Annotated in this window: 10 protein-coding genes; 6 read left to right on the top strand and 4 right to left on the bottom strand. The window is 70.5% G+C overall.

What is annotated here, in order from left to right; translation table 11 throughout:
* Window positions 1-11: 11 nt before the first annotated feature.
* On the top strand, window positions 12-1,265 hold the full coding sequence (gene glyA / locus ITX44_RS04575) for a serine hydroxymethyltransferase (RefSeq protein WP_307795093.1): 1,254 nt from the start codon (window positions 12-14) through the stop codon (window positions 1,263-1,265).
* 242 nt (window positions 1,266-1,507) lie between these two features.
* Window positions 1,508-2,887 (top strand): L-serine ammonia-lyase, encoded by a 1,380-nt coding sequence (locus tag ITX44_RS04570; protein ID WP_205355673.1) that lies wholly within the window; start codon window positions 1,508-1,510, stop codon window positions 2,885-2,887.
* A 20-nt stretch (window positions 2,888-2,907) separates the two neighbouring features.
* Here the strand turns inward: ITX44_RS04570 and ITX44_RS04565 are convergent, their stop codons facing one another.
* The 4 genes from ITX44_RS04565 to ITX44_RS04550 form a co-directional block, all read right to left on the bottom strand.
* A complete protein-coding gene (locus ITX44_RS04565; RefSeq protein ID WP_205355672.1) occupies window positions 2,908-3,372 on the bottom strand; it encodes a MarR family winged helix-turn-helix transcriptional regulator in 465 nt (154 codons plus the stop codon).
* 119 nt (window positions 3,373-3,491) lie between these two features.
* On the bottom strand, window positions 3,492-4,127 hold the full coding sequence (locus ITX44_RS04560; protein WP_205355671.1) for a response regulator transcription factor: 636 nt from the start codon (window positions 4,125-4,127) through the stop codon (window positions 3,492-3,494).
* A 766-nt stretch (window positions 4,128-4,893) separates the two neighbouring features.
* Window positions 4,894-5,619 (bottom strand): SDR family NAD(P)-dependent oxidoreductase, encoded by a 726-nt coding sequence (locus ITX44_RS04555; protein WP_236060092.1) that lies wholly within the window; start codon window positions 5,617-5,619, stop codon window positions 4,894-4,896.
* Window positions 5,619-7,232 (bottom strand): GMC oxidoreductase, encoded by a 1,614-nt coding sequence (locus ITX44_RS04550; protein ID WP_307795092.1) that lies wholly within the window; start codon window positions 7,230-7,232, stop codon window positions 5,619-5,621. Before ITX44_RS04550 ends, ITX44_RS04555 begins: the two co-directional genes overlap by 1 nt.
* Window positions 7,233-8,012: 780 nt before the next feature.
* On the opposite strand from ITX44_RS04550, the gene ITX44_RS04545 reads away from it, so the two are divergent.
* Genes ITX44_RS04545 through ITX44_RS04525 form a run of 4 tightly spaced genes read left to right on the top strand, consistent with a single transcriptional unit; the run spans window position 8,013 to window position 12,170 of the window.
* Window positions 8,013-8,444, top strand: a complete 432-nt coding sequence (locus tag ITX44_RS04545; protein WP_205355669.1) for a VOC family protein — start codon at window positions 8,013-8,015, stop codon at window positions 8,442-8,444.
* Window positions 8,441-10,606, top strand: coding sequence for a PfkB family carbohydrate kinase (locus tag ITX44_RS04535; RefSeq protein WP_372440828.1), 2,166 nt, complete (start codon window positions 8,441-8,443; stop codon window positions 10,604-10,606). Before ITX44_RS04545 ends, ITX44_RS04535 begins: the two co-directional genes overlap by 4 nt.
* Window positions 10,606-11,607, top strand: coding sequence for an NAD-dependent epimerase/dehydratase family protein (locus tag ITX44_RS04530; protein ID WP_205355668.1), 1,002 nt, complete (start codon window positions 10,606-10,608; stop codon window positions 11,605-11,607). Before ITX44_RS04535 ends, ITX44_RS04530 begins: the two co-directional genes overlap by 1 nt.
* Window positions 11,604-12,170 carry a GNAT family N-acetyltransferase gene (locus ITX44_RS04525; protein WP_205355667.1) on the top strand — a complete coding sequence of 189 codons (567 nt, stop codon included), beginning with the start codon at window positions 11,604-11,606 and terminating at the stop codon, window positions 12,168-12,170. Before ITX44_RS04530 ends, ITX44_RS04525 begins: the two co-directional genes overlap by 4 nt.
* Window positions 12,171-12,172 lie beyond the last annotated feature (2 nt).

Raw genomic sequence — 12,172 nt, 5'->3', positions numbered from 1 at the left:
CGGGAACGATCATGTCGCTGATGAATCAGTCGCTGCACGAGTTCGACCCGGACGTCGCCGCCGCGATCGACGCCGAGCTGCACCGCCAGCAGTCCACCCTGGAGATGATCGCCTCGGAGAACTTCGCTCCGCCGGCCGTCCTCGAGGCCCAGGGCTCGGTGCTCACCAACAAGTACGCCGAGGGCTACCCCGGGCGCCGCTACTACGGCGGCTGCGAGCACGTCGACGTGGTCGAGCAGCTGGCCATCGACCGGGTGAAGGCGCTGTTCGGGGCCGAGGCCGCCAATGTGCAGCCGCACTCCGGTGCCCAGGCCAACGCCGCCGCGATGTTCGCCCTGCTCAAGCCGGGCGACACCATCCTGGGCCTGGACCTGGCGCACGGCGGGCACCTGACCCACGGGATGCGGATCAACTTCTCCGGCAAGCTGTACGACGTCGCCGCCTACCACGTGGACGAGCACACCGGCCGGGTGGACATGGCCGAGGTGGAGAAGCTGGCCCACGAGCACCGGCCGAAGCTGATCATCGCGGGCTGGTCGGCGTACCCCCGGCAGCTCGACTTCCCGGAGTTCCGCCGGATCGCCGACGAGGTCGGCGCGTACCTGATGGTCGACATGGCGCACTTCGCCGGGCTGGTCGCGGCCGGGCTGCACCCCTCGCCCGTCCCGTACGCCGATGTGGTGACCACCACCACCCACAAGACGCTCGGCGGCCCGCGCGGCGGGGTGATCCTCTCCCGCCAGGAGTACGCCAAGAAGATCGACTCCGCGGTCTTCCCCGGTCAGCAGGGCGGCCCGCTGGAGCACGTGATCGCGGCGAAGGCGGTGGCGTTCAAGGCCGCGGCGACCGACGAGTTCCGCGAGCGGCAGGCCCGTACGCTGGAGGGCGCCGCCATCCTGGCCGACCGGCTGGGCGCGGCCGACCTCTCGGAGATCGGCGTCTCCGTCCTCTCGGGCGGCACCGACGTCCACCTGGTCCTGGTCGACCTGCGCGCCTCCTCCCTCGACGGCCGCCAGGCCGAGGACCGCCTCCACGAGGTCGGCATCACCGTCAACCGCAACGCAGTCCCCAACGACCCCCGTCCCCCCATGACCACTTCGGGTCTGCGTATCGGCACCCCCGCCCTCGCCACCCGCGGCTTCACCCCCACGGACTTCGCCGAGGTCGCCGACATCATCGCCGCCACCCTCAAGCCCTCCTTCGACCCCACCCTCCTCCGCCCCCGCGTCTCCAAGCTGGCCGCGAAGTACCCCTTGTACGAGTAGGAGCCGCTCTTCAGGGCGCCGTCGCCGTACGGCAACTCCCCGGGCAGGAGGAGGGCGTGCCGATGTCGTACCCAGGTTGTGGGCAATCGTCCCTCCCCCAGACTTCGTCCAGGGGTGCCCCCAGCGGGACGGGTGGGCACAACCCGCCCACCGGCCCGCAGCCGCCCAACAACCGCACACGCACAACCGCACAGCCCAAAAGGCACCGCACCTCCACCAGCCCAGCCCCTACGGAGTACCCCGTGGCCATCTCGGTCTTCGACCTGTTCTCGATCGGAATAGGCCCCAGCAGCTCACACACGGTCGGCCCCATGCGGGCAGCCTCGATCTTCGCCCACCGCCTGAAGAACGAGGGCCTGCTCGCCCACACCACCACGGTGAAAGCCGAACTGTTCGGCTCGCTGGGCGCGACCGGCCACGGCCACGGCACCCCGAAAGCCGTACTGCTGGGCCTGGCCGGCCACTCCCCCCGCACGGTGGACGTGGACACGGCGGACGAGGAAGTGGCCCGGATCACCGCGGCGGGCCGCCTGAGCCTGCTGGGCGCGCACGAGATCCCGTTCGACCCGGCGACCGGGATCGTGCTGCACCGCCGCAGGTCCCTGCCGTACCACGCGAACGGCATGACGCTGGAGGCGTGCGGCGACGACGGCACGGTGCTGCTGCGCAAGACGTACTACTCGGTGGGCGGCGGCTTCGTGGTGGACGAGGACGCGGTGGGCGCGGACCGGATCAAGCTGGACGACACGGTGCTGCGGCACCCGTTCCGGACCGGGGACGAGCTGCTGCGGCTGGCCGGGGAGACGGGGCTGTCGATCTCCGCGCTGATGCTGGAGAACGAGAAGGCGTGGCGGTCGGAGGCGGAGATCCGGGCCGGGCTGCTGGAGATCTGGCAGGTGATGCGGGCGTGCGTGGAGCGCGGCATGTCCCGGGAGGGCATCCTGCCGGGCGGGCTGAAGGTGCGGCGGCGGGCCGCGCAGTCCGCCCGGCAGCTCCGGGCGTCCGGTGATCCGGCGGCGCACGCCATGGAGTGGGTGACGCTGTACGCGATGGCGGTGAACGAGGAGAACGCGGCGGGCGGCCGGGTGGTCACGGCCCCGACGAACGGCGCGGCCGGCATCATCCCGGCGGTCCTGCACTACTACCTGACCTTCGTGGCCGGCCCCTCGGCCGCCGAGCAGGACGAGGCGGTGGTCCGCTTCCTGCTGGCGGCGGGCGCCATCGGCATGCTCTTCAAGGAGAACGCCTCCATCTCCGGCGCCGAGGTGGGCTGCCAGGGCGAGGTCGGCTCGGCCTGCTCCATGGCCGCCGCCGGCCTCGCCGAAGTCCTCGGCGGCACCCCCGCCCAGGTCGAGAACGCGGCCGAGATCGGCATGGAACACAACCTCGGCCTCACCTGCGACCCCGTCGGCGGCCTGGTCCAGATCCCCTGCATCGAGCGCAACGGCATGGCCGCGGTCAAAGCCGTCACCGCCGCCCGCATGGCCATGCGCGGCGACGGCCGCCACCACGTCTCCCTCGACAAGGTCATCAAGACCATGAAGGAGACCGGCGCCGACATGAAGGTCAAATACAAGGAAACCGCCCGCGGCGGCCTCGCGGTGAACGTCATCGAGTGCTGAGCCGGTAGCGCCGCGCGCGGTCAGAGGGCGGGGGCGCCCAGGCGGCGGGCCAGGATGTCGAGGCCGGTGTGGAGGCCGTCGAATTCCGCGTCGGTCAGGCTGTCGAGGAGGAGGTGGCGGACGAGGTCGGCGTGGCCGGGGGCGACGGCTCGCAGCTTTGCGAGGCCGGCTTCGGTGATGCGGGCCACGACGCCGCGGTCGTCGTCGACCGCTGTGCAGCGGTGGACCAGGCCGGCCTTCTCCAGTTGGGTGACCTGGTAGGTGAGGCCGCTCTTCGAGGTGTGGGCGACGTCGGCCAGGACGGCCATGCGCAGTTCGCCGTCGGTGGAGTCGGCGAGTCGGCTGAGCACGTCGTACTGCTGGCGGGAGAGTCCTCCGTCGTGCCTGAGTTGCTGGTCGATCCGGTGGTCGAGGATCGTGCTGACCGCCAGAAGGGCCTTCCACGTGGCCAGCTCACGCTCGTCCGGCCAACTCGTGCCTCTCACAGTGCCCCTCGGTGTTCATTGTCCGGTCCGGGTTTATTCGCGTTATCCCCGTCGTTCCCATTACGGAAACCGTCGGTACGCAAACGCCGGGGACCGCCTGCCCGGTCGCGAACTTCGGGTCAAATGTGCCCCTCGCGAATGGCGAAGGCGACCGCGTGGGCCCGGTTCCTTAACTCGAATCGCGCCATCAGGTTGTGCAGGATGCCTTTCACGGTGCGCTCCGAGTAGTGGAGTTGCCCCGCGATCTCCTTGGTGTCCAGTCCTTCGGCCACCAGCTTCAGAACGTTGCGCTCGCGCTGGGTGGGCTGGCCGCTGGGGATCGACGGCGCGGTGACACCACGGCGCATTCGGCCCAGTTGGTCCAGCAGCCGGCGCAACAGGTCGCCGGGAATCTCGCCCTCGTCCCGGCAGGCCGCTTGAATCGCCTTCACCAACCGTTCCTCGGTGGCCTGGTGCCGCCAGACGATGCTGTGCACGCCGGCGTCGATGACCAACTCCGTCTGTGCGTCGTTGAGTTCGCCGATCACCAGGACGACGCGTGGCGTGCGCCGGGTGACCAGATCGTGCAGGCAGGCCACGGCCGAGGCGTCGATGTGGTCCGCGAGGACAACAGCCACGTCCTCGGGCTCGTCCTCCTGCCCGAGGTCGGTCTTCGTCAGGACAGCCGTTCTCTGCTGCTCCAGGTAGCCGATGAGGCCCGCTCGGGACAGCGGGTCGCCGCCATGGATCGCTACCGTTATTTCTTCCAGTGACATGACAGGTTTCCTTGCCGAATGGCGTGCTCGCCGCAGTTCCGCGCTCAGGGAGGCGCAGGCGCAACCGCCCGACGCCAGGAGACCGGCAAGAGAGAGACCAGAGCTTGCCGGAGCAATTGCATGGGCCAACTCGCCCTTGGTCGCACATCCCTAGCTTGTTTAAATTCAAACTTCCCGTCTGGGCGGGACGATAGTACCTGCTGGTTTGAATTGAAACAAACGTCTCACCGGGGGACTCTCCTCACAGCAGCCGCACGAGTCGCACGGCAGTCGGAATGGGAGTCTTCTCGCTGCGGACGGTTTTACAACACGTCGACTCCGGGTGCTCGGCGCTGCTCTTTCCGGCACCCGGCAGGCGGTCCGGCTCAGGTGCCGCCGAGGGACCGCGGCACCGGCAGGACCGGCATCACGACTCGCCCGCGGGCGGGCCGCGTTCCCTTCGCAGGGCCCCTGCCTGCGTTCCGAGCGCATGGCATCACACCGATCGCCCCTTGTGGATCTTTCCCACGTCGCTGATCCATGCTGGCAGAGGGGGCTGTCTCCGGGCCCTCGACACGCCGCTGCGGCAGTTGGTGAGCGGAGAACTGCGGCACCCCAACTGCCCAGTAATCGAGGGGGGTTGCTCGCGATCGGGGCGGACTTGGCACGCCTCGAGGTTCAGCCGCACGGCTCTGTGGCGGAGGCGGGAGCGCGCGCAGGGGAATGACAAACGTGGGCCCGGGGCGCCGGCGGCGCGGGTTGGTCCGCGCCGCCGGGCCGAAGACGGTCAGCCCGCGTCGTACGCGGGCTTCGCGAGGGCGTCCGCGGCCGTGTACCCACCGTCCACGGTGATTTCCGTGCCCGTGACGAAGCGGGCGTCGTCGGTGAGCAGGAAGGCCACGACCGAGGCGATGTCCTCCGGGAACCCGTTGCGCCCCAACGGGGTCAACGCGGCTGATGCCGCGGGTGCGTCGGCGTCGATGATGCAGGGCGAGACGGTGTTGACCCGGATCCCGGCCGGGCCGAGCACGTTGGCCAGGCTCTTCGTCAGGTTGGTGAGCGCGGCCTTGCTCGCCGCGTAGGCGAGTGAATCGAACGAGCCGACGGCCCCCGCCGTGCTGGAGATGTTGACGACGGAACTGCCGGGCGGCATCGCGGGGGCGAACGCGATCGTGGTGGCCAGTGGGCCGCGCAGGTTGACGTCCATCACCGTGTCCCAGGAGTCCAGACTGGACTCCCAGGACGTGAACTCGATGACCGCGGCGTTGTTCACGAGCCCGTGGAAGGGACCGGTGGCGGCCAGCCGGGAGAGCGTGGCCGCTGATCCCCCGCGGTCGCGGAGGTCGAGGTGGACCATCTCCGCGACGCCGAGGGCGAGGAGTTCCTCAGCGTCGGCCACGCCGGTGTTGTACGTGCCGACGACGGTTGCCCCGCGCTTGACCAGGTCGAGCGCGATACCCCGGCCGATGTCCTTCGACGCCCCGGTGACCAGGACCCGCTTGTCCGCGAACATCACGCGTCGGCCTCCGACGTCCCTCGGCCCGGCTGCGCGCCATCAGCGGCGGCCAGGACATGGGCCAGTCGCCGCGCCAGTGACAGGGTGGTGAGGGAGGGGTTGGCGGCGCCCATCCGGGGAAAGGTCGCCGGCCCGCAGGCGTAGAGGCCCGGGACGTCGGCGAAGGCGTGGCGGTCGTCGAGTACGTCGCCCAGCGGCAGCGTGCAGCCCTCGTGGTCCTCGGTCCCCAGCAGGCTCGACCAGGTGAAGGGCCCTTCGGACGCCTGCGCGCCGATCGACTCCGGCAGCACGAACGCGTTCGTGCGCACCGGGTGGTCGAAGTCGTCGAAATCCAGGGGCGTGGCGGTCAGGCCGAACTCGGCGACCAGCTGGGCCCACACCGTGTCCAGTACCTGGCGCTGGCGGGCGACGACGTCCCGGTCGGCCGGGGCCAGTTCCGCCGTGACGGTCGTACGCCAGGGGTAGTCGCCGACCGCCCGGCACGTCACGTGGCTCTGCGTCCCGGGCAATTGCTCCCCGGTGAGCCGCACGTCGAAAAGAAGGACGCCGGGTTCGGGCTGCTCGACCGTGACGAACAGGTTCGACCGGACGGCGTCGTCGCACGCGGTCACGTACGAACCGGGTGCGACGTCCGACAGGCCGGGGGACGACAGGCCGGGGGACGACAGGCCGTGCGATGCCCCGTCGTCGCCGGTGTCGCGGACCCGCAGGAAGAAGCCCTGGACGATGTGATCGGTGAGCCCGTCCAGCCGGGGCGGGCGGCCGGGGTCGGCCGCGGACAGCGCCTGGATGGCCAGCCGGCTGCTCTCGATGGTTCCGGCGGCCAGGACCACCGAGTCCGCGCAGATCCGGCGGGCCTCGCCGTTCGGGCCGGCTTCCCGGACCAGGACGCCGCGGGCCCGCCCGTCCTCGATGTCGACCGAGAGGACTTCGGTGTCGCACAGGAACCGGATGCCGCGCGGGCTGTCCAACGCGGCGCCCGTCACCGGGTCCCGCCAGTGGTCCAGCGGCGAGTAGGCGTACCAGCGGCCGTCCTCGCCGAACCGGGTTTCGGCCTGCGGGGTGCGGACGAGGTGGAATCCGCCGAGCTTCAGCACCGTCTGCTGCCGGTCGAGCCGGTTCGGGTCCACTCCGAGGTCCACCGCGACCTGTTCGTAGAGCGGCCGGCCGCCCTGCCACGAGTCGCGCAGGTCCGCCGCGACCGACTCCGGCCAGTCGGCCAGCGCCCAGTCCTCGACCGGCAGCGACGCGCCGTACCAGTACAGCGAGCGTCCGCCGAGCCGCTTGCGCAGGCCGGAGTTGACGGCGTAGTGCGGGGCCGATTCCGGGGTCCAAGGACGGTGGAAGTGCGGATCCCCGGCGGGATCGAGGAACGTGCGCAGCGCTTGGTCGGGATCGTTCGCGGAGTTGATGTGCAGCAGATCCCGGGCGGGCCCGGCTTCGACGACCAGGACGTCCTCGACACCGAGAGCGGCCAGATTCCGGGCCACTTCGAGGCCGGCGAGCCCACCTCCGACGATCACCACCCGGCAATGCGGGTCACCGGTGTCCGGACCCGCGGCGGGCCACTGCCATTCGGCAAGATCCGGGGAGAGATCAGCTGTCGACACGGTGGTTCTCCATTGAGTTCGTCGGGTCCGTGGGGTCCGGTACGGAAATTCTCCACCGGTCCGCTGCGCAATCCTGCTCCGGGAGCGGGGGATTGCGTGAAAGGCACGACGGCCCTGGCACAAGGGGAGCCACCGCGCAACCGGCTTCGAATTGAATTGGACTGGGTGACTGCCGCCCACCTAACCGCCCGGGGCGAAGGCTTGCCAAGATCCTGCTGGGAACGTGCCCTTTCGGACACGGTGATTACCCGATGAGTCACCGCGGATCATCCGCCCGACCCGGCCGAAGCCGGTCGGGGGTCCCCGCATCCCTATCGGCCCGGCCCCGAAGGTGCCGTTCAGCGCCTCGGCAGCCCGGTTGCCGTACGCGTCCGGCGTCCTTCCCGGCCCGCTGTCTTCGCTGTCTTCACCGGGCCGTCGCCAAGGATTCCAGCGGCAGTCGGTCCTGCGGACACGCATCGGGCCGGCCACCCGCAGCCGGTCCGAGCGGCCACGACGGCACGGCCGTACCCCGTCCCAGCCGGCAGGCGCGCTTCAGTGACTCTTCGGGTAGTCACTCGTGTCCCGAAGGGCACGTTCGCAGCAAGATCTTGGCAAGCCTCTCCCCCGGACGGTTAGGTGGTTGGCGGTCACCAAGTCCAATTCAATTCGAAACCGGCTTGCGCGGTGACTCCCCTTGTGCCACGGCCTTCGTGCCGTCCGCCCAATCCCCGCTCGAGCGGCAGGATTGCGCAGCAGACCGGTGGAGAAATTCCGTCACTCCTGAAGGAGGAGCGCGACTTGGGCAGCGAATCGCAGGACCGCGTGCGCACCGTCACCTCGGTCACCGCCTTCGACCACATCCGGCTCGATGTAGCAGACATCGATGTCGCTGAACGGTTTTACGCCGACGCGCTCGGGCTGTCCAGCGTCGTGCGCTACGAGTTGTCCGATCGCACCATCCTGCAGATGGCGCCGGACGGCAGACCGGGGGGCGTAGAACTCTGGCAGGAACAGGACCTCGTGCCGAACCCGCATCCCACGCAGCACATAGCGTTCAGCGTCTCCGACGTTCCGGCATTGGTGGAGCACATTCGCGCGCTCGGCTACCACGTCGTCACCGAGCCGTACCGGATCAAGCAGGAGACGGTGGCGTTCGTGGCCGACCCGGATCGCCACACCATCGAACTCAACGACTTCCAGGGCCGCCCGACAGTAGGAGCACCGGCATGACGGCCGACACCTCGACCGCTACCGCTACGGACTACCTGAACCGGCTCACGGCTGCCCTGGGCGAACTCAACCTGGCCCGGATCGCGGACTGGGGATTACGCCTGGCCCGATCCAGCGGTGACGGCCGGCGTCTGCTGGTGGCCGGCAACGGCGGGTCGGCGGCGCAGGCCCAGCACCTGACGGCCGAGCTGGTGGGGCGGTTCCAGACCGAACGCCCGCCGATGTCCGCGCTGGCGCTGCACGCCGAGACGTCCTCGGTCACCGCGATCAGCAACGACTACGGCTACGAGCACGTCTTCGCCCGGCAGGTCCGGGCACACGCCCGTCCCGGCGACATCGTGATGCTGATGTCCGGCTCCGGCAGCAGCGCCAACGTGTTGCGCGCCGCGGAGGCCGCGCGCGAGGTCGGCGCGGTGACCTGGGCGCTGACCGGAGCGAGCCCCAACCCGCTGGCAGCGCTGGTGGACGAAGCGGTGACCGTGTCGGCGCAGGCGACGTCCACCGTGCAGGAATGCCACCTCGTGGCGATCCACCTGATGTGCGCCGCCATGGACGCCGCCGTCGCCGCCGGGGACACCGCCGCCGCCGGGGACGCCGCCGCCCGGAATGCCGCCGCGGCCACCGTCGGCGCCGCCCTGCCCGTACCGCCGCTCGCGTCCGCCTCGGCACCGGAGCCGGTGGCGGAACGCCGGCCGGCCGCGGCACGCGGAGCCCGCACGCATCTCGTGGTGGTCGGCGACGCGTTCCTCGACCACGACCACATCGGCCGGGTGGAGCGGGTCGCGTCCGACGAGCCGGCCCTGGTCGTGTCCGGCGGCACCACGCACATGCGCCCCGGTGGCGCCGCACTGGCCGCCGTACTGCGGGCGCGGCAGGGCCACGCGGTCACCCTCGTCACCGCGCTCGGCCGGGACGCGGTCGGCGACCGGCTGCGCACGCTGCTGGACGAGGCGCGGGTCGAGGTGGTCGATCTCGGGCTGGACGGCCCGACCGCGGTGAAGACGCGGATCCGTGCCGCCGGGCGCACCATCGTGATGCTGGACGAACACGACGTCTGCCCGCCGGTCGGGCGGGAGAGCGAAAAGGCGCTGGTCGCGGCGCGCCGCGTGCTGATGGCGGCGGACGGCGTCCTGGTGTCCGACTACGGCCGGGGCGTCACCGCGCACGCCGGCCTGCGGGCCGTACTGACCGAGGCCGCCCGGCGGTCCCCGCTGGTCTGGGACCCGCATCCGCGCGGCACGGCCCCGGTCCCCCATACGGCTGTCGTGACGCCGAACAGCCGGGAGGCCCGGGGGATCGCCTCCTTCGCGGGCGGCGACACACTGTCCGACGACGTCGAAGCGGCACGGGGTGTGTGGCGCGCGTGGGGGCCGGTCCAGGTGGCGCTCACCCGGCACGAGCACGGCGCCGTCCTGCTCACCGACCCGGATCTGCCGCCGCTGGTCGTGCCCACGAAGGTCGCCGCGGGACGGAACGCCGATCCCTGCGGGGCCGGGGACTTCTTCGCCGGTCACCTGGCCACCATGCTGGCGAGCGGCCAGTTGCCCAGCGAGGCGGTGACATCGGCGGTGTCGGCGGCCTCGGGGTACGTCGCGGCGGGTGGTCCCACGTCCCTGGAGCACCCGGCCGACGACGCCGCACCGATGGCCGAAATCGTGAATGCCGGTCCGGTGAGTGCCGGTCCCTCGGCTGCCGGGCCCGAGGAGGCCGCCGAGGCGGCGATCGAGCTCGCCGACGCGGTACGTGCCAGGGGCGGCACCGTGGTCGCCGCCGGCGGGTGCTTCGACCTGCTGCACGTCGGGCACGTCCGGCTGCTGGAACAGGCCCGCCGATTGGGCGATTGCCTGATCGTCTGCCTGAACAGCGACGACTCCGTGACCCGGCTGAAGGGCCCGTCGCGCCCCATCGTTCCGGCGGCACAACGCGCTCTCGTGCTCGAAGCCCTCGCCTCCGTGGACGCCGTTCTCGTGTTCGGCGAGGACACGCCCGACGAGGCGATCCGCGCGCTGCAACCCGCGGTCTGGGTCAAGGGCGGCGACTACTCGGGGATGGAGATTCCCGAGAACGAACTGGTGAGCTCCCTGGGCGGACGCACCGTGGTCGTGCCTTTCGTCGCCGGCTGGTCGACGTCGTCGCTGATCGAGTCGGCACGGACGCCGTGATGACCGAACTCCATCCCCCTCGCGCGAGCGGGCAGAGCGTACTCGTCACGGGAGCGGCCGGATTCATCGGCAGGCACGTGGCACGGGCCTGCCTGAACGCCGGCTACCGGGTCACCACGGTGGACCTCAACACGCCGCCGCCCGACCTGTGCCGGGACACCACCGTCCACACCGGTTCGTTCGACGATCCGGCGATCCTCCAGGCAGTGGGTGACGGCGAGTTCGCGGCGGTTCTGCACCTCGGCGCCATCAGCAGCACCCTCGAGGACAACTGGCAGGCCCTGGAGCAGACGAACGTCACCGGGCCCGCGGCGCTGGCGGAACGCTGTGCGCGCAGCGGCACGCGCTTCGTCTACGCGTCCTCGTTCAGCGTCTACGGGGAGACGGCCGCACGGCGGCCGGTGCCGGAAACCGCGCTGGGGTCTCCAGCGAGTTCCGGCCCGCTGAACGCCTACGCCCGATCGAAGGCCTTGTTCGACACTCACATGACCGGTGAGTTCGACGCCGACGGTGGACCGGGATGGGCGGGCCTGCGCTTCACCAACGTCTTCGGCACCGGGGAACTGCACAAGAAGTCGATGGCCTCCATCATCGGCCAGCTGCTCCTCGCCACCGCGCGGCAGGAACCGCTCACGGTCTTCGCCGACACGTTGGAGGCGTGCCGGGACTACGTACCCGTCGACACGGTCGCGCGGACGTGCGTCCTCATGGCCGATCCCGCGGCGCCCTCCGGCATCTACAACCTCGGATCGGGCCACGCGGTCAGCTTCGCCGAAGTGCTCCACTGGTGTTCGGACTTCGCGCAGGCGCCGCTGAACGTGCGGCTGATCGCGAACCCCCACGTCGGCCGGTACCAGTACTGGACGTGCGCCGACATGTCCGCGCTGGACACCTCGCTCCCGACGCGGCCCCGCCCGGGCCCGGACGACCTGCGCAGCGCCGCCCACGATTTGTACCTGCATTTCACAGACACGGAAACACAGAACTCGGAGAACACGTGAGTATCGATACGGTCCTGGTGACCCACGACAAGCTGGACGTGCTCATGCCGCTGGTCGTCGAGCAGCAGCAGGACTTCGGAAAAAAGGTCGACCTCGCCATGACCCGTGCCTTCTTCGAGGGCATCGTCGACCGGGGACCGACCTTCCAGATCGTGGCGATGGAAGAAGGCGTCGCCGTGGGCCTGGTGATGGTCGACCCCATTCCGAACTTCCAGTTCGCCGACAACGTGGCGTACGTGCACGACGTCTATGTGACCGAGACCCATCGTGGTGCCCGGGGCATCGGCGCGTACCTGATGGCCGCGGCGTTCGTGGAGGCGATGCGGCGCGGCTACGAGTTCGCCGAGGGCGAGACCCACCCCGACAACAGTCCCGCGCGGAAGCTCTACGACCGCATGGCGCAGAAATTGGGCATCGGCATCAAGGTGATCGACTCGGTCCGTTACCTGATCGACCTTCGTCCCGGTATCGACCGCGCGCGCAACGAGCCCGAGTACCTGGACCGGCTCGCCAGCCCCCGGCTCTTCGGCCGGCAGACCGCCCGAACGGGAGCCGACGCCTAGGC

The sequence above is a fragment of the Actinacidiphila acididurans genome, assembly GCF_016918855.1.
GTDB classification, from domain to species: Bacteria; Actinomycetota; Actinomycetes; order Streptomycetales; family Streptomycetaceae; genus Actinacidiphila; species Actinacidiphila acididurans.
The sequence above is the reverse complement of the archived record's forward strand: the minus strand, read 5'-3'. Positions and strand labels throughout refer to the sequence as shown.

What these genes read in the sequence shown, in the direction of transcription:
- ITX44_RS04555 (WP_236060092.1), bottom strand. Translation starts at nt 5,619, where the DNA reads ATGTTCGCGGACAAGCGGGTCCTGGTCACCGGGGCGTCGAAGGACATC.
- ITX44_RS04535 (WP_372440828.1), top strand. Translation starts at nt 8,441, where the DNA reads ATGACGGCCGACACCTCGACCGCTACCGCTACGGACTACCTGAACCGG.
- glyA (WP_307795093.1), top strand. Translation starts at nt 12, where the DNA reads ATGTCGCTGATGAATCAGTCGCTGCACGAGTTCGACCCGGACGTCGCC.
- ITX44_RS04560 (WP_205355671.1), bottom strand. Translation starts at nt 4,127, where the DNA reads ATGTCACTGGAAGAAATAACGGTAGCGATCCATGGCGGCGACCCGCTG.
- ITX44_RS04530 (WP_205355668.1), top strand. Translation starts at nt 10,606, where the DNA reads ATGACCGAACTCCATCCCCCTCGCGCGAGCGGGCAGAGCGTACTCGTC.